21 protein-coding genes and 1 tRNA gene are annotated in these 20,895 nt (G+C 52.2%); 7 read left to right on the forward strand and 15 right to left on the reverse strand.

What is annotated here, in order from left to right; all coding sequences use genetic code 11:
• Positions 1-5 precede the first annotated feature (5 nt).
• Positions 6-947, forward strand: coding sequence for a metal ABC transporter permease (locus Q3Y66_RS08590; protein ID WP_232774937.1), 942 nt, complete (start codon positions 6-8; stop codon positions 945-947).
• Positions 948-990: 43 nt separating this feature from the next.
• On the opposite strand, the gene Q3Y66_RS08595 is transcribed toward Q3Y66_RS08590, so the two are convergent.
• The 6 genes from Q3Y66_RS08595 to Q3Y66_RS08620 all read right to left on the reverse strand — a co-directional run bounded on the left by Q3Y66_RS08595 (position 991) and on the right by Q3Y66_RS08620 (position 5,836).
• Positions 991-1,344, reverse strand: a complete 354-nt coding sequence (locus Q3Y66_RS08595; RefSeq protein WP_008956450.1) for a P-II family nitrogen regulator — start codon at positions 1,342-1,344, stop codon at positions 991-993.
• On the reverse strand, positions 1,334-2,149 hold the full coding sequence (gene umpB, locus Q3Y66_RS08600; protein ID WP_008956449.1) for a Na,Li,K/H(+) antiporter subunit UmpB: 816 nt from the start codon (positions 2,147-2,149) through the stop codon (positions 1,334-1,336). The genes Q3Y66_RS08595 and umpB overlap by 11 nt, the downstream gene beginning before the upstream one ends.
• The gene (locus tag Q3Y66_RS08605) at positions 2,146-2,913 is read right to left on the reverse strand and encodes a DUF1538 domain-containing protein (protein WP_008956448.1); all 768 of its coding nucleotides are present in this window, start codon (positions 2,911-2,913) and stop codon (positions 2,146-2,148) included. Before Q3Y66_RS08605 ends, umpB begins: the two co-directional genes overlap by 4 nt.
• A 136-nt stretch (positions 2,914-3,049) precedes the next feature.
• Positions 3,050-3,178 carry a hypothetical protein gene (locus tag Q3Y66_RS08610; protein WP_008956447.1) on the reverse strand — a complete coding sequence of 43 codons (129 nt, stop codon included), beginning with the start codon at positions 3,176-3,178 and terminating at the stop codon, positions 3,050-3,052.
• Positions 3,175-4,383 carry an MFS transporter gene (locus Q3Y66_RS08615; protein ID WP_008956446.1) on the reverse strand — a complete coding sequence of 403 codons (1,209 nt, stop codon included), beginning with the start codon at positions 4,381-4,383 and terminating at the stop codon, positions 3,175-3,177. Before Q3Y66_RS08615 ends, Q3Y66_RS08610 begins: the two co-directional genes overlap by 4 nt.
• A 58-nt stretch (positions 4,384-4,441) precedes the next feature.
• The gene (locus Q3Y66_RS08620) at positions 4,442-5,836 is read right to left on the reverse strand and encodes a GntP family permease (RefSeq protein ID WP_008956445.1); all 1,395 of its coding nucleotides are present in this window, start codon (positions 5,834-5,836) and stop codon (positions 4,442-4,444) included.
• Between the two features lie 207 nt (positions 5,837-6,043).
• On the opposite strand from Q3Y66_RS08620, the gene Q3Y66_RS08625 reads away from it, so the two are divergent.
• Positions 6,044-7,390, forward strand: coding sequence for a Na+/H+ antiporter family protein (locus Q3Y66_RS08625; RefSeq protein ID WP_008956444.1), 1,347 nt, complete (start codon positions 6,044-6,046; stop codon positions 7,388-7,390).
• Positions 7,391-7,464: 74 nt separating this feature from the next.
• Here Q3Y66_RS08625 and Q3Y66_RS08630 read toward each other — a convergent pair whose 3' ends face one another.
• The 4 genes from Q3Y66_RS08630 to Q3Y66_RS08645 form a co-directional block, all read right to left on the reverse strand.
• Positions 7,465-8,199 carry an RNA methyltransferase gene (locus tag Q3Y66_RS08630; RefSeq protein ID WP_008956443.1) on the reverse strand — a complete coding sequence of 245 codons (735 nt, stop codon included), beginning with the start codon at positions 8,197-8,199 and terminating at the stop codon, positions 7,465-7,467.
• A 207-nt stretch (positions 8,200-8,406) separates the two neighbouring features.
• A complete protein-coding gene (groL, locus tag Q3Y66_RS08635; protein WP_008956442.1) occupies positions 8,407-10,050 on the reverse strand; it encodes a chaperonin GroEL in 1,644 nt (547 codons plus the stop codon).
• A gap of 84 nt (positions 10,051-10,134) precedes the next feature.
• Positions 10,135-10,428 (reverse strand): co-chaperone GroES, encoded by a 294-nt coding sequence (locus Q3Y66_RS08640; protein ID WP_008956441.1) that lies wholly within the window; start codon positions 10,426-10,428, stop codon positions 10,135-10,137.
• A 234-nt stretch (positions 10,429-10,662) separates the two neighbouring features.
• Complete coding sequence (locus Q3Y66_RS08645) at positions 10,663-11,148, reverse strand: FxsA family protein (protein WP_008956440.1); 486 nt, start codon at positions 11,146-11,148, stop codon at positions 10,663-10,665.
• Between the two features lie 191 nt (positions 11,149-11,339).
• On the opposite strand from Q3Y66_RS08645, the gene Q3Y66_RS08650 reads away from it, so the two are divergent.
• The gene (locus tag Q3Y66_RS08650; protein ID WP_008956439.1) at positions 11,340-12,101 is read left to right on the forward strand and encodes an SDR family oxidoreductase; all 762 of its coding nucleotides are present in this window, start codon (positions 11,340-11,342) and stop codon (positions 12,099-12,101) included.
• A gap of 84 nt (positions 12,102-12,185) precedes the next feature.
• On the opposite strand, the gene Q3Y66_RS08655 is transcribed toward Q3Y66_RS08650, so the two are convergent.
• The 3 genes from Q3Y66_RS08655 to Q3Y66_RS08665 form a co-directional block, all read right to left on the reverse strand.
• Positions 12,186-13,172: a hypothetical protein gene (locus tag Q3Y66_RS08655; RefSeq protein WP_008956438.1), complete on the reverse strand. Its 987-nt coding sequence runs from the start codon at positions 13,170-13,172 to the stop codon at positions 12,186-12,188.
• A 58-nt stretch (positions 13,173-13,230) separates the two neighbouring features.
• On the reverse strand, positions 13,231-13,860 hold the full coding sequence (locus Q3Y66_RS08660) for a hypothetical protein (protein WP_008956437.1): 630 nt from the start codon (positions 13,858-13,860) through the stop codon (positions 13,231-13,233).
• A gap of 328 nt (positions 13,861-14,188) precedes the next feature.
• A tRNA-Leu gene (locus Q3Y66_RS08665) sits at positions 14,189-14,273 on the reverse strand.
• Positions 14,274-14,353: 80 nt separating this feature from the next.
• On the opposite strand from Q3Y66_RS08665, the gene Q3Y66_RS08670 reads away from it, so the two are divergent.
• Together Q3Y66_RS08670 and Q3Y66_RS08675 are read left to right on the forward strand one after the other, a co-directional pair.
• Positions 14,354-15,058: a ComF family protein gene (locus tag Q3Y66_RS08670; RefSeq protein WP_008956436.1), complete on the forward strand. Its 705-nt coding sequence runs from the start codon at positions 14,354-14,356 to the stop codon at positions 15,056-15,058.
• A gap of 54 nt (positions 15,059-15,112) precedes the next feature.
• Positions 15,113-16,087, forward strand: coding sequence for a serine/threonine protein kinase (locus Q3Y66_RS08675; protein ID WP_008956435.1), 975 nt, complete (start codon positions 15,113-15,115; stop codon positions 16,085-16,087).
• Positions 16,088-16,098: 11 nt separating this feature from the next.
• Here Q3Y66_RS08675 and Q3Y66_RS08680 read toward each other — a convergent pair whose 3' ends face one another.
• The gene (locus Q3Y66_RS08680; RefSeq protein WP_008956434.1) at positions 16,099-16,662 is read right to left on the reverse strand and encodes a hypothetical protein; all 564 of its coding nucleotides are present in this window, start codon (positions 16,660-16,662) and stop codon (positions 16,099-16,101) included.
• Between the two features lie 337 nt (positions 16,663-16,999).
• On the opposite strand from Q3Y66_RS08680, the gene folE reads away from it, so the two are divergent.
• Entirely contained in the window at positions 17,000-17,551 is a 552-nt protein-coding gene (gene folE / locus Q3Y66_RS08685; protein ID WP_008956433.1) for a GTP cyclohydrolase I FolE, read from the forward strand.
• Positions 17,552-17,670: 119 nt separating this feature from the next.
• Positions 17,671-19,128 (forward strand): NAD-dependent succinate-semialdehyde dehydrogenase, encoded by a 1,458-nt coding sequence (locus Q3Y66_RS08690; protein WP_008956432.1) that lies wholly within the window; start codon positions 17,671-17,673, stop codon positions 19,126-19,128.
• Between the two features lie 125 nt (positions 19,129-19,253).
• Here the strand turns inward: Q3Y66_RS08690 and purH are convergent, their stop codons facing one another.
• Positions 19,254-20,870, reverse strand: a complete 1,617-nt coding sequence (gene purH, locus Q3Y66_RS08695) for a bifunctional phosphoribosylaminoimidazolecarboxamide formyltransferase/IMP cyclohydrolase (protein WP_008956431.1) — start codon at positions 20,868-20,870, stop codon at positions 19,254-19,256.
• Positions 20,871-20,895 lie beyond the last annotated feature (25 nt).

Genomic DNA, 20,895 nt, shown 5'->3' on the forward strand with positions numbered 1-20,895 from the left:
CTAACGTGGCAGAACTAATGGCAACACTTGGCCTGTTTGGCGATGCGTTGGTGAGCGGGCTCATTGCCGCCATCATGGTTATTGTCAATTTATTTCCCGCTAGCATTTCAGATGCTTTCCAGTACGCCTTTATGCAGCGCGCCTTATTGACCTCGGTGTTGGTGGGGGCTATCTGCGGTATTTTATCCTGCTACGTGGTGCTTAAGCGCTGGTCACTTCTAGGCGACGCGATCTCCCATGCGGTGCTGCCGGGGGTGGCCATTGCCTATCTGTTAGGCTGGCCCTTCTTTATTGGCGCGTTTATTACTGGCGCGCTGACCTCAGTGGGCATTGGTGCGATTGAGCGCCACACGCGAATCAAATCCGATGCGGCCATGGGATTAATGTTTACCGGTGCTTTTGCACTGGGCATTGTGATTATCAGCAAAATCGCCTCCAGCACCCACCTGATGCATATCCTGTTTGGCAATGTGCTGGGTGTTCAGCAATCGGCACTATTGCTGACCTTAGTGGCCAGCGTGATTGCCTTGCTGGTGGTGTGGCTCGCTTATCGGCCGTTGCTGCTCTACGCGTTTGACCCCCAGCAGGCTCAGGCGCTGGGTTTCAATACCAGCGTGATTCACTACGGTTTGATCTTGCTGCTGACGCTTACCATCGTGGCGAGTTTAGAAACGGTGGGCATTATTTTAGTGGTCGCCATGCTGATTACTCCAGGCGCCACGGCGCACTTACTCACGGACCGCTTTAAAACCATGATGCTGATTTCAGTGGGCGTGGGCGTTAGCTCAGCGGTCATTGGGCTGTGGCTTTCTGTGGTGTTGGACGTTGCTTCTGGCGGCACCATTGTATTGGTCGCTACCAGTTGGTTTTTTATGGCGCTGCTTTTTTCGCCCAAGCAGGGTGTATTGATGCGCCAATGGCGTCGCTGGCGCATGGGCCAGCCTTAGGGAACAGTGTCAATTACTTACAAAAAGTAGGGCGTTGCGAAACTTATGGCTGCGCCTGATCGGCCGATTCGGAAAGTGATTTAATCTGGTTTTTTACCCCTACGGCATCCTCTACATCGAGCTGAAAAGCGATACCCGTGCCAGGTGTCTCATCAAATTCGCCCACTTGGGCAATCGCCTCAAGAATATGGCGGCTGCGGTGCTCCTCCGCCAGGAACAGCAGCATATCCCGTTGTGCGGTAATCTCCATGCCAAAAATTCCGTGGGCTTTATTTAACCCTTCGCCTCGGGCGTTATTGATCACGGTGGCGCCCGTAGCACCTGCATGGCGTGCGGCTTCAATAATGGCATCGGTTAGTTCGTCTTCCACCATGGCGACAATGAGTTTAAAACGCATCGTGATCTCCTTTTCCTACTAGTTTGCTTTTTAATGGCGTTGAGGTATTGGCTGTGCTTCGTCGTGTGGCCCGCCATTGAGCAATTTGGGCATAACCCATTACGGTAATAATAGGAAATAAACAGGCAAGAGCGATCATGCCAAAGCCGTCCATTACCGGGCTACGTCCAGGAATTTCTGTTGCAAGTCCTAATCCTAACGCGGCAATAATCGGCACCGTTATGGTAGAAGTAGTGACGCCACCTGAGTCGAATGCCAACGGAATAATGGATCGCGGCGAACGCAAAGTTTGAACAATGACCAGCAAGTAAGCGGCGAATACGAACCACTGCAACGGCCAGCCCATTACAATACGCCAAGTACCCAGCGTGATCCCAAAAGCCATACCAAGTGCAACCGCAATGCGCAGCATCAATGGGTCAATCGTGCCGCCTGAAATCTCACCTGCCTTCAACGAAACCGCAATGAGCGATGGTTCGGCAATTGTCGTACTGGCGCCAATAGCAAAGGCGAAAATATATACCCAGTAATAGTCACTCCAATGACGCTGGGCCCCTTCGGCTAAGCTTGGCAAAAATTCATGGTTAGTGAGCTGGGTGGCCATTAACTCACCCATTGGAAACAGTGCTTGCTCTAAGCCGACTAAAAAAAACGACAGCCCCACCCAAACCATAAGAAAACCGACCAAAACCTGCGGCAGGCGCTTTACAGGCTTACGAATGACCAAGAATTGGAAGCCGAAAACGATTGCAGCGATAGGCAGGATATCCAGCAGTGTTCCCCAAAAAGTGACGATAAGCGTCATGGAGCGACTCCTGGTATCAGATGGATGCCGACAATGCCAAATACCAGCACAAAAATAATCGGCATCACTGATGCCAATGCAATCAGGCCAAAACCGTCGAGCATCGGGCTGCGGCCTTTTATCGAAGACGCGAGTCCTACGCCCAGTGCTGTCACCAGCGGCACCGTAATGGTCGAGGTTGTCACACCGCCAGAATCATAAGCGATGCCAATCATCTCGGCGGGGGCAAGCAGGGTTAACAACAGCACCAGCACGTAACCGGCAATAATCATTAAATGCAGCGACCAGCCCTTAAAAATACGTACTACACCTATTACAACCGCTACGCCAACAGAAACAGCCACCACCATCCGCAGCGCAAAGGCAAAGCTGTCTTGAGCGCTAATGCTGTTATTGATTAGACCGCCTTGGGCAACCACTTCAGCCGCTCGGGCGGCGATCGCGATCAAGGCAGGCTCGGCCACGGTAGAGCCAAGCCCCAGTGCAAAAGCAAACATCAGTAGCCATATGACCGAGCCCTTTTTTACAAAGGCATGCGCTAAGTTTTCACCCAATGGAAACAGTCCCAGCTCAAGTCCTTTGATAAAGAGTGTGAGGCCTACGACAACAAACACTAGGCCTAAGGCCAGATCCATCAAAGCGAGGGAGTCGGGCAGTGGCTGACGAATAACCACGAGTTGGAAAAACGCCATCACCAACACCACCGGCGCAAGGTCGCGCAGGCTATCTTTAAACTGTCGGGCAAGTGATGCCACAAGTTCCATTCAATCTTCCGCGTGTCAGGGAGGGTTAGCAGTAGCGCTCAAGCACTATCTCATTGATGCCAGAGTGTAGAATGAAAGAGTATCCAAAAAGTTGATCCTGCGCATGAAGATCAGCTTGAGTAGCGGTAGTAGCCTTTTAACACAGCCGACTGCCAAATAGCAGCAGTGAAGGGTCGAGGTTTTGCCAGCCCCACCAGGCGAATGCCAAGCCACCCAGCAGAGCGGCCGCTAAAAGTAGAGAGCTTACTGTTTTGGCAGGGTTCATGACGTCACCTTGGTTAGCGTGCCACGCTCAAGCGGCTTCTCACTAATAAACCAGTGTAGCGCAGCTGCCAACACAGAGAGCACGATAGCGATTTGCCATACCGTATTGTAGTGACCGGTTAAATCATAAAAATAGCCGCCCAACCAAACGCCCATAAAAGAGCCTAACTGATGAAATAGAAACACGATGCCGCCCAGCATGGAGAGGTGGCGTACACCAAACACGGAAGCCACGATGCCATTAGTCAGTGGCACCGTAGAAAGCCAAAGCAGCCCCATCGCAATACCAAATACATAAGCACTCACAGGGCTTAATGGCAAATAAACAAACGCCGTAATTACCACGCCGCGAATCAAGTAGAGCCAGGTCAGCAGCTTGGGTTTTGACCAAATGCCACCCATCCAGCCAGCGGTATAGGTGCCGACAATATTAAATAAACCCACTAACGCCAGCACCGTAGTTCCTACCTGAACGGCAAGGCCGTTATCAAACAGGTAGCCGGGTAGGTGTACGGCAATAAACACCACCTGAAAACCACAGACAAAAAAGCCTAAGCAGAGTAGCCAAAAGCCCTTTTGGCCCGCTGCCTCATTAAGCGCATCTTTCAGGCTTAAGTCGGTTGCCGTTTTAGCGGAAGGCTTATCGCGCAGCATGGCGCCCAAAGGAATGATGATGGTAGCGATGGCTGCCATCGCCATGAGTGCTGCTGCCCAGCCAAGCCACTCAAGCAGGCCCAGCGTGCCGGGCAGCATGGCGAATTGCCCAAATGAGCCTGCGGCGCTCACAATGCCCATAGCCATGCTGCGTTTTTCAGGCGCCACTGCGCGACCAACGGCACCCAGGATCACCGAGAACGTGGTACCCGAAAGACCAAGGCCAATCAGCAGCCCGGCGCTGACTGTCATGCCTAACACCGAAGTGGAAAGGCTCATAAACAGCAGCCCTAAGGCATACAACAAGCCGCCAACGACGATAATCTTAGCCGCACCGAAACGGTCAGCCAGCGCGCCGGTAAAGGGTTGTGACAAACCCCAAACCAAGTTTTGTAACGCGAGGGCGAAGGCAAACACCCCGCGACCCCAGCCTAGCTCGCTGCTGAGTGGCTCCATAAAGAGCCCAAATCCGTGGCGTAAGCCCATGGCCGTGGAAATAACCAAACTTCCCAGGATAATCAACAGCAGTGAGTGGTGACGAATGAGCGCCATGATGTTCTCTTTATTTGCAGGCTTACCGTTTGTTCACTATCGCATGGGTGGTAGGCGTTTAGAAACTGCCAAATAGTGTACCTAGCGTAATAACGCTGATCAGTGCCGTAATTGGCAGCACAATGGTCACCATGGCGACGTTGGCGTAAGACTGTCGATGTGTCAGTCCACAGATAGCCAGCAGCGTAATAACAGCACCTGAGTGAGGTAGGGTATCCATACCGCCCGCCGCCAGCGTTGCTACCCGGTGCATCAACTCGGGATCAATGCCCGCTTCCTGAGCCATGGCGAGGTATTCACTGCCTAATGTTTCCAGTGCAATCGAGAGCCCACCGGAGGAGGAGCCCGTGATTCCCGCCAGGACGCTCATCGCCATGGCTTCAGAAATTAAAGGATTGCCGGGTGAGGCAGAGAGGACAGCATCGCGGATAATCGCAAAGCCTGCCAAGCTAGCGATGACCGCACCGTAGCCAACTTCGGAGGCGGTATTGAAAATAGGTAGTAGTGAACCCAGACAGCCTTTATTAACACTCTCTTTAAGATCCAGCCAATGCTTCCAGCGGGTAATGATTAACCATGCAGAGGCGCTGAGCAGGGCAATCAAAATGGCCCAAAGACCGCTCTGGCCGGACGGTGAGACATTTTCAAACTCGTCGCTGATAAAGCTTAAATCAATCGCTGGAAACACCCCGTAAGTAAACAGTGCATTTAATCCAATCACCATGATTAATGGGATGAGCGCTAACGCCAGCGGCATGTGAGTGGTTGGCGCCGCTGCTTCATTGGTAGCCGCTTCTCGCTCGGTATGTTGACCGTAGCCCTCGTCTTTGGAGGCTGCATTTTTCACCCGTGATTGTAAATAGTAGGTGCCCAAGCCAAGCATGATCAGCCCAGCAATAATGCCCAGGCCCGGTGCTGCAAAACTGTTGGTTTCAAAGTAAGGAATAGGAATCGCATTCTGAATGGCAGGCGTGCCCGGCAGCGCGGTCATGGTAAAGGTAAAGGAGCCAAGAGCAATCGAAGCGGGAATAAGCCGCTTGGGCACATTCGCACTACGAAACAGTTCACGGCTGATGGGGTAAATGGCAAAGGCGACAACAAACAGCGATACACCGCCATAGGTTAATACCGCACAGGCCATGACCACGGTGAGGACTACGTGATGGGTACCCAGCTTATTAACAATGCCGTTAGCAATTGATTGGGCTGCGCCTGAATCGGCCATTAGCTGTCCAAAGAGTGCGCCTAATAAAAATAGTGGAAAGAATTGAATGACGTAGTTGCCCAACGCACTCATAAAAGTATCGGTATAGATCGGCAGAAGAAACGCAGCATCCCCCGAGAGTAGTACCGCCAAGCAGGCCATTAATGGAGCCAGCAGCAGTACTGAAATGCCTCGGTAAGCTAGGAGCATCAATAAAAGCAGCGAAATGATAATGGCAAGTATGCTCATGGGAGCTCCTAAGCAATTGTTAAAGTAGTGAGCGCTGAAGTTAAGCAAAAGAGAGAATGGTAGGCAGCATGGTGCGACGCAGCAATGGCGTCACGACTAAAGTAGCAACACGTTAACGGTAAACCTTAGTCTTAGGTTTGACGTTGTAATCTGCTAAAATCCGCTCCCTTCGCCATTAATGACCTCTTAATAGCTCTAGGGATTTCCATGAATGCAGTAATTCTTGCGGTGCTGGTGATGGTGGCTCTATCACTGGCGCGTGTTTCGGTGGTGTTTGCGTTAGTGGTAGGTGCCTTGGTGGGTGGTCTGGTGGGCGGGTTGTCACTTGAACAAACCCTGGATGCCTTTAATGAAGGTGTTGGCGGAGGAGCTCAGGTGGCACTGGCTTATGCCACATTAGGGGCGTTTGCGGTCGCTATTTCCCGTTCAGGGCTGCCGGATATGCTGGCGAACCGCTTGATAACCTTATTGGGTAAAGAAACCACTGCCTCGCAACAGGCCCGCGTCAAAATGTTGCTGCTCACGGCGGTACTACTGGTGGCGATCTCTTCGCAAAATGCTATCCCGGTACATATCGCCTTTATACCGGTGTTGATCCCACCGCTGTTAACCGTGATGAACCGCTTGAAGCTTGATCGACGTGCGGTGGCGTGCGCACTCACCTTTGGTTTGACAGCGCCTTATATGCTGCTGCCGGTAGGGTTCGGGGCGATCTTTCTAAACGACATTCTGCTGGCAAACTTAAATAGCGCTGGCGAACCGTTAGGTTTGGAGATCACCCGGGGCATGGTGCCGATGGCCATGGCCATACCGGTCGGGGGAATGGCGCTGGGGCTAATTGTGGCACTGCTATGGAGTTACCGCCGTCCGCGGGAATACCAAGTGCAAGACATCGCTAGCCGCCATGTGACTGAAGGGCATAAGCCTGCTGAACCACATATGTTGGGGCTGGTGATGTCAGGGGTGGCTATTGTTGCCGCGCTCGGCCTGCAGCTGTATAGCGGCTCAATGATCCTAGGTGGCCTGGTGGGTATTGGCCTGCTGTCGATGGGCGGCATCTTTAAGTGGCGCGAGGCAGACGATCTGTTCACCAGCGGTATGCGCATGATGGCGCTGATCGGTTTTATCATGATTTCTGCGGCGGGCTTTGCGGAAGTGATGAAAACCACAGGAGAAATTGATGCGCTTGTATCGGGCGCTTTCGCGCTATTTGGTGATAATCGCGGTTTAGCCGCCCTGGTGATGTTGTTGGTAGGGCTATTTATTACTTTGGGGATTGGCTCTTCGTTTTCTACCATTCCCATTATCGCGGCGATTTTTGTGCCTTTAGCGGTACAGTTTGGTTTTTCGCCCATGGCAACGGTGGTATTGGTAGGTACGGCAGCTGCGTTGGGTGATGCGGGCTCACCAGCGTCGGATTCAACCTTGGGGCCAACGTCTGGCCTGAACGTTGATCGCCAGCATGATCATATGTGGGACAGCGTGGTGCCAACGTTTCTACACTACAACATTCCGTTAGTAGGCTTTGGCTGGCTAGCGGCGATGATGCTCTAAAGATTCTGCTTTAAAACCACTATTTTAGATCCATAAAGGGACAACACTGGTTGTCCCTTTTTTAATTTAGCCCGTTATTGTTTAGGTAGGTGGGATTCAAACGCGCTTAATAGTCCTCGTAACAGTGAAAGCTCTTTGCGGCTGGGTTGGGCTCGGGCGAAGAGGGCTTGAAGCTGCTCTTCAGTGCGGGCGTGGGGCTGCGTTAAAAAGCCGCTCTCCTGCATTAAGCGGCCCAGATGCGCCTGAAAGTGTAAAAACTGTTCGCGGCTCGGCGGTGTTGCCTCCAGCGGGCGCTGGTAACTAAAGCCACTATCCTCTCCTTTACGCCAAGCGCGATGCACTTCATACGCCAGAATCTGCACCGCCTGGGATAAATTCAGAATGCCGTAATCAGGGTTGGCGGGAATGCTCACTTGATGCGTGCAGCAGCGGATCTCATCGTTAGTCAGCCCGGAACGTTCACGTCCAAACACCAGTGCCACCGGCGCCGTTTGTGCGTTCTGAATAACGTCTGCCGCCATATCGTCGGGTTCGTCATAGTGTGGCAAAGGTAGGTTGCGCAAGCGCGCGCTGGCACCGACGACCTGAACGCAGTCGTTAACCGCTTCCTCCAATGTTGTCACTACCCGTGCATTATCCAAAACATCGGTGGCCCCTGCGGAAAGGCGAGTGGCTTCTTCGTCAGGAAACATGCGTGGATTAACCAGCACTAGCTCGGTTAAGCCCATGGTTTTCATGGCCCGCGCCGCAGCACCAATATTGCCTGGGTGGAAGGTCTGAACGAGTACGATACGAATATGCTGCAACATGCGCTGATTTCGCCCTATAGCCTTATAAAAAATCGCGCTGATAGTACCACGTTAGCTCAATGCAATGGGGCGGAGGCGTATTGGGTTGCTACTGATTGTTGGCACCACATGTTGGCGACTCATAAAACGCAACAACCCCGCACAAGGCGGGGTTGTTGGTGACTACTTTAATAGCTAGTAGCCTTGAGCATAGGGCTCAGGGGTGCATTACATCATGCCGCCCATGCCACCCATTCCGCCCATGCCACCCATATCAGGGGCAGAGTCTTTCTCTTCCGGGTCTTCAGCGATCATGCACTCGGTGGTGATCATCAGACCAGCCACAGAACCAGCGGACTGCAGTGCAGTACGGGTTACTTTGGCCGGATCCAGAACGCCCATTTCGAACAGATCGCCGTACTCTCCGGTCTGTGCGTTGTAGCCGAAGTTGCCGGTTTCATCTTTCACACGGTTGATAACAACGGCGGGCTCTTCACCAGCGTTAGCCACGATTTGACGTAGCGGTGCCTGCATAGCGCGTAGCGCCATGTTGATACCGTGGTTCTGGTCTTCGTTGTCGCCAGTCAAGCCTTGTACTTTCGCCATAACGCGAACCAGTGCAGTACCGCCACCAGGTACCACGCCTTCTTCAACGGCTGCACGAGTAGAGTGCAGTGCGTCTTCAACGCGGGCTTTCTTCTCTTTCATTTCCACTTCGGTGGCAGCACCGACACGGATAACGGCAACACCGCCTGCCAGTTTGGCAACGCGCTCTTGCAGCTTCTCTTTGTCGTAGTCAGAAGAGGTGTCTTCGATTTGCGCGCGGATCTGGTTAACGCGTGCTTCGATATCGCCTTCTGCACCAGCGCCATCGATGATGGTGGTATTCTCTTTAGACATGGTCATGCGCTTAGCGGTACCCAGGTGATCCAGGTTCGCTTGCTCAAGCGTCAGGCCGACTTCTTCAGAGATGACCGTGCCGTTGGTCAGGATAGCGATATCCTGCAGCATGGACTTACGACGGTCGCCGAAACCAGGTGCTTTGGCAGCGGCTACTTTAACGATGCCGCGCATGTTGTTAACAACCAGCGTTGCCAGTGCTTCGCCTTCGATATCTTCAGCGATGATGGCTAGCGGCTTGCCTTGCTTAGCAACAGCTTCGAGAACCGGCAGCAGCTCACGGATGTTGGAGATCTTTTTATCCACTAACAGGATGTAAGGATCTTCAAGTTCAACCGTCATGGTGTCCTGGTTGGTAACGAAGTAAGGAGACAGGTAGCCGCGATCAAACTGCATACCTTCCACGACTTCCAGCTCGTCTTCAAAGCCACGGCCTTCATCAACGGTGATGACGCCTTCTTTGCCGACTTTTTCCATCGCTTCGGCGATAATTTCACCGATGCGCTTGTCACCGTTAGCAGAGATGGTGCCAACCTGTGCAATCGACTTGGTGTCGGTGCAAGGGACAGACATCGCCTTGATTTCTTTAACGGCAGCATTAACGGCTTGGTCGATGCCGCGCTTAAGATCCATCGGGTTCATGCCGGCAGTAACGCCTTTCAAACCCTCAGCGATAATGGCCTGGGCCAGAACGGTAGCGGTGGTAGTACCGTCACCAGCGGCGTCAGAAGTCTGTGAAGCGACTTCTTTAACCATCTGCGCGCCCATGTTTTCGAACTTGTCTTTCAGTTCGATCTCTTTGGCGACAGAAACACCGTCTTTAGTAACAGTCGGGGAACCGAAAGATTTTTCCAGTACCACGTTACGGCCTTTAGGACCGAGGGTTACTTTTACCGCGTTGGCAAGAACGTCAACACCGCGCGCCATACGCTTACGGGCATCATCTGAAAACTTAACTTGTTTAGCTGACATATCTGCTACTTCCTAAATTGAATGCAAAAACGTGAAAGTAAATAATCGAGGCGCTCATCAATCAAATGTGAGCCGCAACGACTGTTAGCCTTCAACAACCGCAAGAATATCGGCTTCGCTCATGATCAAGACTTCTTCGCCGTCGACTTTTTGTTTCTCAACGCCGTAGCCATCTTTAAAGATCACGTTATCGCCAACTTTAACGTCGAGAGGGCGGACATCGCCATTTTCCAGAATGCGGCCATTACCGACAGCAAGAATTTCGCCACGCGTCGGCTTTTCTGCTGCATTGCCCGGAAGCACGATGCCGCCAGCGGTTTTCTGCTCTTCTTCAACGCGACGGACGATGACACGATCGTGCAAAGGACGGATATTCATTCACGTTCTCCTGAGTAGGGTTGAAGCCCTGATGAGGGCGGTTAGTCTAAAAGTGTTCTCGAGGGAGTAACCCGCGAGAAGTGAAGACCTGACGGTCTTCCTTGTTAATGGCAGCTACCGTCTAGATCGCTGCCGAATTTGTGTGCTGGGTGAAAAATGGGGGCTGCGGTTGGCCTTTCAAGGGGGCGAGTAAGAAAAAATTGATTTTTTAGCGATTTTCTTCCAATCCGCGCCTTAGTCGCGGCGTGGAGGCTCATCTCGGCTAATAAAGTCACCCTCGATCGGGCCCTCCTGTTGGGAGGTATTGGGGTTGTGGTGCTCATGTGCTCGGGCCGAGGAAGCGTTAGGATCTTGCTGCTGACTAGCAATCTTTTTCAGACCTAGCCAAGTAAGTGCTTTAAACATCAATTGGCGTGCGCTAGGTATCAGGCACGCAAGGCCCAGTGCATCAGATAAAAAGCCTGGCGCCATTAATAAGGCACCACCAAAAATAAGCGCGGCGCCAGTCAATAGCTCACTAGAAGGGATTTCGCCGACCTGCATACGCTGACGCGCACGAGCAAAGGTTGATATGCCTTCTTTACGAATAAGATGTAACCCGGCAAAGCCTGTGCCAAGCACTAGGAGTAGGGTAGTGAATAGCCCTATTTGGCTACCAATCGAAAAAAGCACTACAAAATCAAGTAGGGTAAACAGTGATATAAAAACAAGAATGGGCATGACTAACTCCAGAAAGCGCTAGAAATAGCGACTCGATAACCGTCGTAATTGCGTAATATGGTGACATAAATATAAATAGCAAGCAGCTAACATTGCGCACTCCAGCGGCGATGTAGCTCGATTAATGCCCGTAATTCTTCTATGCTGCAATGCACAATTAAGCTGGTTGTATTTCTCGTAAGGAGTCAATAATGGTACTTGCCGATAAAGTAATCGCCGTCACCGGTGGGGCGCGTGGGTTGGGTTATGCCATGGCATTGCGCCTGGGGAAGCAGGGCGCACGCATGGCGCTGTTGGATATGAGCGCTGAAGCGCTTGATCAAGCGGTATCAGCACTTGCTACAGAAGGTGTCGATGCTCAAGCCTTTGTGGTGAATGTTGCAGAAGAGGCTTCTGTGACTCAAGCATTTGCCGATATTGCTCAGCGTATGGGGCCGATCAGCGGTTGCGTTAATAACGCGGGGATTACTCAGGATGCACTCCTGGTAAAGGCCAAAGAGGGGCAAGTGGAAAAACGCATGTCGTTGGAGGCATGGCAAAATGTCATTAACGTCAATTTAACTGGCGTTTTTCTGTGTGGTCGCGAGGCTGCCACGCAGATGATTGAAGCAGGGCATGAAGGTGTGATTGTTAATATCTCCAGCATTTCCCGTGCAGGAAATATGGGCCAAAGCAACTATGCCGCTGCCAAAGCAGGCGTGCATGCGCTGACGGTTACCTGGAGCAAAGAGTTAGCGCGCTATGGTATTCGGACAGGCACCGTGGCGCCAGGGTTTGTGGCTACCGAAATGACCGCCTCGATGCGTCCCGATATGCTGGAACGTATCTCATCAAGCGTGCCGCTAAAACGCCTGGGTGAGCCGGATAACATTGCTCAAAGCGTTGCGTTTATCCTTGAAAACGACTACTTTACCGGGCGTATGATTGAGTGCGATGGTGGGTTGCGGCTGTAGCATTTACTTGCTGTAACCAGAATGGGCGGCCAAGCATGGCCGCCCATTAGTCGCTCTTAAAAGATCGTGATTAAAAGGTCGTACCTAAAAATAATCGCGACTAATCTCTCGCTGAAAATACATCTCCAAGCGCAGTGTCATGGCCCAGCGTGGGTCATAGCTAACATCGCGTTGAAAATGCAGTTCCGGAATCACATCGGCAAATAAAATCCCTTTATGGATGTCCCGGCGATAGCGTGTTTGCAGGTAGTAGTTAGTCATGCGAGGATTTGAAGCGCTTTCGCCGATGGCAATCGCCGAGTAGCGCAGTGCGCTGCGGCGGTTAATGCGGTGATTGATTTCGGCAATTTCACTGTATTCCAGCTTATCTTCCTCTTCACGCCACTGAACCGTAGAAATAAACCGCAAATGGCGGCGTTCGCTCAATTGGCGGCCGATATCCCAGCGCGTTCGTGCCGAATAGCCTTCATTGTTAAACCAGGAAACACGGTTGTTCGACTCAAGCTGCCAAGGCCCTTCACCAAGCTGCCATAGCCGTTCGCTGGTAAAGCGAACATAAGGATCCAGAGGGAGACGCAGACGAATACCAGCGCCAACGCGGTTGCTCCAATTTTCGCGCTTGTCACGACTTTCTAGCCAATCCAGGCCTAACGTAGAGCTACGACGGTCGCGCTGGTCATTGGCAAGACGCCCTGATCCTTGCTCTTCAAGAGTACCTTGCGACTCTTCAGGATCACTCTCGATCACCAGGCGTAAGCGTTCTTCCGAGGTAGGTAGATCGATACGGTAACGAAGTGAAGTATCGCCGCGCGTACCATCCCCCTCCATCCAATCGATTTCTTGGCCAAAACGAAGATAAGACTCGTTTTTGGTCTGCATATGGTCGTCGGTGCCAAAGAAACCATCAATTCGGCGCGATGTGTTATCTACCCAATTGCCTACGCTTTCACGAAACGGTTCAACGTGCTCTTCCGCCCAGACAGGTAGGTCACTGTCATCCTCTTCGGCATAAGCGCTAGCCGCAACCGTGGTCATTATGCCGAGCCAGCAGAAGGTTAGGATTTTATGCATCGAATGGTCTCAATCAAAAGTGCTCGCTGTTCAATATCAGCTTTGCAAAGGTAAGGGGTTAACGTGCTTTATGAGTCTCGATCTCTTTTGCCCATTCAAGTACGCGCTTACGTTGGCCACGGCTATTGAGTCGGTCTGTATCAACGCTAGCTGGAATAAGCTGACGATTGGGCGATGCGTCTAGATCAAGATTAAAAGACCTCGAGGCGCCAGTGGGCATATCTTCAGAGCCATAAATGGCAATAACACGAATTTCGAGTTGTATATTCTGCTCATGAAGCAGGCTGTCATCAATTTCCCAATATTGCTTAACCTGATTGACAATGTCGCCAAACGACTGAATATTAAGGTAATCCCCCGATGCTAACGGGCCTTGATGGGTGCGATAGCTGGCTTCCTGTTTTTCGCTGCCGTGTTGCTGGTACTCCACCACATCTAGAGAGTAACTCTTTTTTTGCGTATGCAGCACCGCTACAAGGTGTTGAACATAGATTGCTTCGCTGCTCATATTGCTGATTAAGCAAATAGCATCCACACCAATCCCCTTGCCACGGTTAATGATTACACGAGGGCGACGTTGGCGGACATAGCCGTTATAAAGCAATTGGGCATAGAAAACCCAGACGAAGAGGGTGCAAATACTGGCTATTGCCGAGATGGCTTGGGCATTATCGTTGAGCCATTCCATTATTAGAGATCCTTCTCATGGTTATTGGAGGTAGTCATTGGCGATAGTATTGGTGTCAATTACTCGCAGTAAGCCATTTCACATTGAGGCATAAACGAGTATCCGGTTAGTCGTTTTAACAGAGCCTAGCGGAAAAGTGGAGCTAAGTCAGCCTGTTAAAAGTATGTAATTCGGCAAATGCTAAGCACGAAAAAAATGGCATTGAGCCATTAATGATTTAAAGCGAGGGATAAAATGCAAAAAAAGCCTTAATATTACCTAAGCTAGGCAGGTATTAAGACATTTTGAAAGGGGGGTAACGTTAACTGCTTCAAAACTAACAAGTAATTGGTGCGGATGGGGAGACTCGAACTCCCACACCTTACGGCACTAGAACCTAAATCTAGCGTGTCTACCAATTCCACCACATCCGCTAAGACGAGGCGTATATTATCAACTTCGTGATAGAAGTCAACCATGAGTTTAATATTAATATCTCTATTGGGGAGAAGGCATGAATGTAAAACAATGGCTACAGCGTGGCGGCCATTGGCTAAAGCAGGCCATGCCTGGCTATTGCGCCTTTTGTTTGGCACCCGCCTTGGCGGGGCGGGGGTGGTGCACCGCCTGTTTGGTCGGGCTGCCGTGGAACCTGCATGCCTGTCGCCAGTGCGGTGACCCTGTTTACCACGGAGCGCAGCTGTGTGGTCACTGCTTAATTGACCCACCGGCATTCTCGACCACCCAAGCGGGGCTTTTGTATCAGGGGCCGATTAAAGAGCTGGTACATGATTTTAAATTTCACGCCTCTCCGCGGGCGGGCACGTTGTTAGCGGAGTTAATGGTATTAACGCCGCCGCCTACCCAAGCAGACGCACTGTTGTCGGTACCTATGCACCCAGCGCATGCTCGCACGCGAGGATTTAATCAATCGCAGTGGTTAGCCGAGAGGCTCAGCCCCCAGTTTGATGTGCCATTGGTGTCTGCCAAGCGAGTGAAGGATTCCCCCTCCCAGCGCACGTTAAACCGTCGTCAACGGGCTGCTAATTTGGTGGGCGCCTTTGTGTTTGAGACGCCGCCACCAGCGCATGTATTGATCATTGATGATGTTGTAACGACGGGCTCGACGGGGCATGCACTGGCGCGCGCGGCGCTAGAGGCGGGCGCAGAACGTGTGGATATTTGGGCGACCGCGCGGACACCCCTGGGCAAGGATTGATAGAATAGCGCTTTAGCGTATTCAAAAGCCTTTTTGCCAACCCAGGAGTGACCGATGTCACACCCGTTTAGCTCACTTTCGCCCGACCTAGTGATGTCTGCAGTAGAGTCGCTGGATGTTTGGCCCGCCGGTGAGCCCTTTGCGCTGAATAGCTATGAAAACCGTGTGCTGTTGTTTCGCGATGACGACGGCAAAAACTGGATTGTTAAATTTTATCGGCCTGATCGCTGGTCAGACGCGGCGATTCAGGAAGAGCACGATTTTTTACAAGAGCTCGCTAGTCAGCAGGTGCAGGTAGTTGCGCCTTGGCGTGATAGGGCGGGTGTCTCGTTACACTATTTTAAAGCGTATCGATTTGCACTGTTTCCCCACTGCCCAGGCCAGGCACCAGAGTTAGATAATCCATCGCACTTATTTGCCATGGGGCAGGTGTTAGGGCGGTTGCATAAAGAGTCGGCCAAAAAAACGTTTCAGCACCGTCCTCGGCTAGAAATGGCGAGTGGTATTTTAGATGCCCAGCAGCGAGTGCTGGCCAGTAATTGGCTGAACCGTCATCAGCGCCGGGCCTACGATAATGTAATTGAAAAGGTGCATCAGCAGCTTGTAAAACATACGGTGCCCGCCAGCAGCATGATTCGCTGCCATGGAGATTGCCATTTGGGCAATGTGCTGGGGCGTGATGAGGACTTTACGCTGGTCGATTTTGACGACTGCATCATGGCGCCTGCTATGCAGGATATCTGGATGCTACTGCCCACGGATGACCCCCAGGGGTGGCGATCATATCTAAGTGAAATTACCGAAGGGTATGAGGAAACCTGTTCGTTTCCTACTGATCAGTTGGCGTTGATAGAACCACTGAGAAGTTATCGTTTAATTAGGCACTCAGCGTGGCTGGTCTCTCGCTGGGATGATCCTGCTTTTCCCCGTGCTTTTCCCTGGCTGGCGGATAGTGGCTATTGGGATCAGCATATCCGCCAATTAGAGCAGCAGTGCCTGCAGTTAGACAATCCCCGCTGGCTGGCGTAAATAGGGACGATTTAATCTGGTACGGCCTCTTCGCGGGGTACGGGGTTAGCGACGCCTTCGCCGTCAACTTGGCGGCGTTGCTCGTTCAATTCTTCAGAGGGGTTGTCCTGCTCTTTAATCTCTAGGGACTCATTTAGCGTGAGAACGAACGTTTGCCCAGGAGAAAGCGTGCACGGAGTGCCTTCGCATGCGATGCCGTATTGACCATCTTCGGCATACGCGCTGGCGCTGAATTCACCTGTAAAAATATCACTGTCCGCATCGTGTGTTTCAATGCAGGTGGCATCTTTTGTGGTAACACGAATGCGCTCATCGACTAATTGGGCATTGCCCACGATGACACAATATTCAGGCAGCGAGTGCGAAGCTTTCTCAGCTTGAGTGGGGTGAAGCAATATGTCGTTAAGACGAGCTTGGTTTGACTCAAAGGTAAGCTCTTCAACAACCTCAACGCCAACAGTCGCTTCATTGGGCAGTGAAAGTGTCGCTTCTGCGGCGAAAGAAGGTAGCGGCGTGGAGAAATAAAAGGGGGCCGCAATGGCGGCTAACCAAAAGGGCGTTGGCTTAAATGACATGGCGAACTCTCAATGGTGGTGCCTGAAATAAAGGCAATCAATAATAATGATTTATCATAGCACAGGCCCCTAGGTTGCAAAGTGAGCACCGCGGCGCTCTGCCGCAGTTAGAGAAGCCAACAGCAGGCGAGATGCGGTAAAATAATGGAATTAATTAATATTTGTTGTGCGTTTTTTATGAAAAGTATACTTTTTGTACAACTTGGGTAGAGAAAGGCGGTGGTTAACGTCCCTCTAGTGGTAGTTTTACTTTTTCATGCGCAAAGGGTTAGAGACCTAGGTGACCGTTTGGACGCGATTGCGCACGGTTTTGATACAGTTTTTGAAGAGGCTTAATATGTCCGATGATATCGCCGAGCACTATCGCCAGATAATTTCAGCACTTGGCGAAGACCCAAACCGTGAAGGGCTACGAGATACGCCGAAACGTGCAGCCAAAGCTATGCAGTTTTTGAATGCAGGCTACTCTCAGTCGTTGGACGAGATCGTTAATGGTGCGGTGTTTGAATCGCAAACGGATGAAATGGTGTTGGTGAAAGACATTGAACTCTACTCAATGTGTGAACACCACTTGCTGCCATTTATCGGTAAATGCCACATTGCCTATCTGCCAAACGGTAAAGTATTAGGACTGTCTAAGTTTGCCCGTATTGTCGATATGTTTGCGCGCCGTATGCAGATCCAAGAGAATTTAACCCGTGAGATTGCAGATGCCGTTCAGGAAGTGACTCAGGCAACGGGCGTTGCTGTGGTCATTGAGGCGCGTCACCTCTGTATGATGATGCGTGGCGTAGAGAAGCAAAACTCCAGCATGACATCTTCGGTAATGCTGGGTGGTTTTCGTAGCAACCAGGCGACCCGGCAAGAGTTTTTAATGCTGATTAACTGATTCAACTGTTGTTAATTAGCGAGTCAAGCACGCGGTAAACTTGGTCTAAAGGGGTGTTTCGTCTTAGCATGAAGAGGTTAATGAGCCTATAAGGCCATCATTTTGGTCAGGAGTCTGTCATGGAAGCGCTTAAAGAAACACAGCTGTATTGCCCCTTTGCTTATATAGACGGCAGTTGGGTCGCGGCGGATAGCGGCGAACAGATCACCGTATTGAACCCGGCAACCGGCGAAGCGATTGGCGATATTCCCCGCTTGGGAAAAGTTGAGACCGAGCGGGCGATAGACGCGGCGGATGCTGCACTACCGGCATGGCGTGCCCTTACCGCTCAGGAGCGAGCGGATTTGTTGTTGAAATGGCACGATCTGATGATGGAGCATCAGCAGGATCTTGCCATGCTGATGACCTACGAACAGGGTAAGCCGCTCAAAGAAGCGGCGGGTGAAATTGCCTATGCGGCCAGTTTTCTGCGCTGGTTTGCCGAAGAAGCGCGACGCGTTTACGGCGAAACCATTCCTGCCGCTAAAGCTAACCAGCGCATTGTGGTAACTAAGCAGCCCGTCGGTGTTGTGGGGGCCATTACGCCCTGGAATTTCCCTGCGGCGATGATTACTCGCAAGGCAGGGGCTGCACTGGCAGCAGGCTGCACGATCGTGGTTAAACCTGCTAGCCAGACGCCTTTTTCAGCCACTGCGCTCGCGCTATTGGCCGAGCGTGCCGGCATTCCCCGCGGTGTGTTCAATGTGGTGCCCGGCAGTGCCAGCGATATTGCCCAAGCCATGACCCAGTCGCCCAAAGTGCGCAAGATTACCTTCACTGGCTCGACCGAAGTAGGCCGCAAGCTGATGGCGCAAGCGGCGGAACACGTACAGAAAATCTCGCTAGAGTTGGGCGGTAATGCGCCGTTTATCGTGTTTGAAGATGCCGATTTAGACGCCGCCGTAGAAGGCGCCATGGCCGCTAAATTCCGTAACGCCGGGCAAACCTGTGTTTGCACTAATCGCTTCCTGGTTCAGTCCAGCGTGATTAATGCCTTTTGCGAAAAGTTAGCGGTTGCCATGAACAGCGAGCTGCATGTCGGCGATGGCACCAAGCCGAATATTAATATCGGTCCGCTCATTGATAGCAATGCGGTTAAAAAAGTCAGTGAACATGTGCAGGACGCCATCGATAATGGTGCAGAGCTGTTGTTGGGCGGGCATCCGCACCCGTTGGGCGGTAACTTCTTTACGCCGACGCTGATCAGTTTTGCGACCGACAAGATGAAAGTGGCTCATGAAGAGACCTTCGGTCCGCTCGCGGCTGTCTTCCCGTTTGACGATGAAGAGACCGCGATTGAAATGGCCAACGATACCCAGTATGGCTTGGCTTCTTACTTCTATTCGCGTGATCTCTCCCGCGTATGGCGCGTGGCCGAAGCACTTGAGTACGGTATGGTCGGGATTAATACCGGCGCCATTTCTAACGCTGCTGCGCCGTTTGGGGGTGTCAAAGCCTCAGGCTTAGGCCGTGAAGGCGGCCATCAGGGCTTGGAAGAGTACCTTGAAACCAAGTATCTATGTATTGATCTTGGCTGAGCCCTAAGTGTTCTTTTTTAAGTAAGACTGGGTAAAAAAGCCCCCATCAGCGCGCTGCTGATGGGGGCTAGTTTTTTACGGTATCAGTTTGATGCCGATAGTGTGGCTAAGCGTCGTGGCTACTCTTAGTGGCGGAAGTGGCGCATGCCGGTAAACACCATGGCAATGCCTGCTTCGTTGGCGGCGTCGATCACTTCCTGGTCGCGCATGGAACCCCCCGGTTGAATCACGGCGGTAATGCCTGCGGCTGCCGCGGCATCAATGCCATCGCGGAACGGGAAGAAGGCGTCAGACGCCATCACTGATCCGGGCACCGAAAGACCTTCGTCGGCGGCCTTAATGCCGGCAATTTTAGCCGAGTAAACGCGGCTCATTTGGCCCGCGCCAACGCCCACGGTTTGGCCCTCTTTGGCATACACAATGGCGTTGGATTTGACGAACTTGGCCACTCGCCAGGCAAAGGCCAGATCACGCAGCTCCTGTTCGCTAGGGGCGCGCTGGCTGACCACTGTCAGGTTGTCACGGGTGACCATTCCGTCGTCACGTTCCTGCACCAGTAACCCGCCGTTGACACGCTTAAAGTCCAGCGCAGGCTGCTGCTCGCCGGGCCAGTGAGCGCTGACGTCCAGCAAGCGTACGTTTTGCTTATTCGCCACGATGGCAGCGGCTTCATCGCTGACCCCTGGGGCAATAATTACCTCGACAAACTGGCGATCAATGATCGCCTGGGCTGTTTCGGCGTCTAGCGGTGTATTGAAAGCGATAATGCCGCCAAACGCACTGGTAGGATCGGTGGCAAAGGCTTTGTCGTAAGCGGCTAAGGCGGTTGCGCCAATGGCGACGCCGCAGGGGTTGGCGTGTTTAACAATCACGCAGGCTGTCTCGTTAAAGGCTTTTACACACTCAAACGCAGCGTCAGTATCGGCGACATTGTTATATGAAAGCGGCTTGCCTTGGAGCATTTTGGCCGTAGCGACACTGGGCTCGCTCGCCTGGGGGTCAACGTAAAAGGCTGCCTGCTGATGCGGGTTTTCGCCGTAGCGCATGTCCTGCTTTTTATCGAGCTGCAGGTTAAAAGTGCGTGGGAAGGTCTTATCGCTAGCATTCACTTGGCGACCCAGGTAGTCAGCAATCGCGCCGTCGTAGCCAGCGGTGTGTTCAAACGCTTTTACCGCTAAATCAAAACGCGTGACGCGACTCACCTGGCCATCCTGTGCGGCCAGCTCACCAAGTACCCGCGCATAGTCACTGCTATTGACCACGATAGTGGTGTAGGCGTGGTTTTTGGCGCAGGCGCGTACCATGGTTGGGCCGCCGATATCGATATTTTCAATCGCATCTTCCAGCGTGCAATCAGGCTTGGCTACCGTCGCGGCAAATGGGTAGAGGTTGACGACCACCATGTCGATCGGGGTAATGTCGTTCTCAGCCATGACCGCATCATCCTGACCACGGCGCGCCAGGATGCCGCCGTGGATTTTCGGATGCAGCGTTTTTACCCGGCCATCCATAATTTCGGGGAAACCGGTGTGTTCAGACACTTCTTTCACTGCGATAGCATTTTCCTGCAGTAGGCGGAAGGTGCCACCCGTGGAGAGCAGTTCAACACCATGTTGAGTCAGGCCACGGGCAAATTCTACAATGCCGGTTTTATCAGAAACGCTCAAAAGAGCGCGGCGGACGGGGGTGGCGCTACTGTCAGTCAAGGAAGAACTATCAGCCATGAGAGGATTATCAGCCATAAGAATGCTCGTATGCAGAGTCGAG

It is taken from the genome of Halomonas sp. HAL1, from assembly GCF_030544485.1.
In the GTDB taxonomy this organism is placed as follows: domain Bacteria; phylum Pseudomonadota; class Gammaproteobacteria; order Pseudomonadales; family Halomonadaceae; genus Vreelandella; species Vreelandella arctica.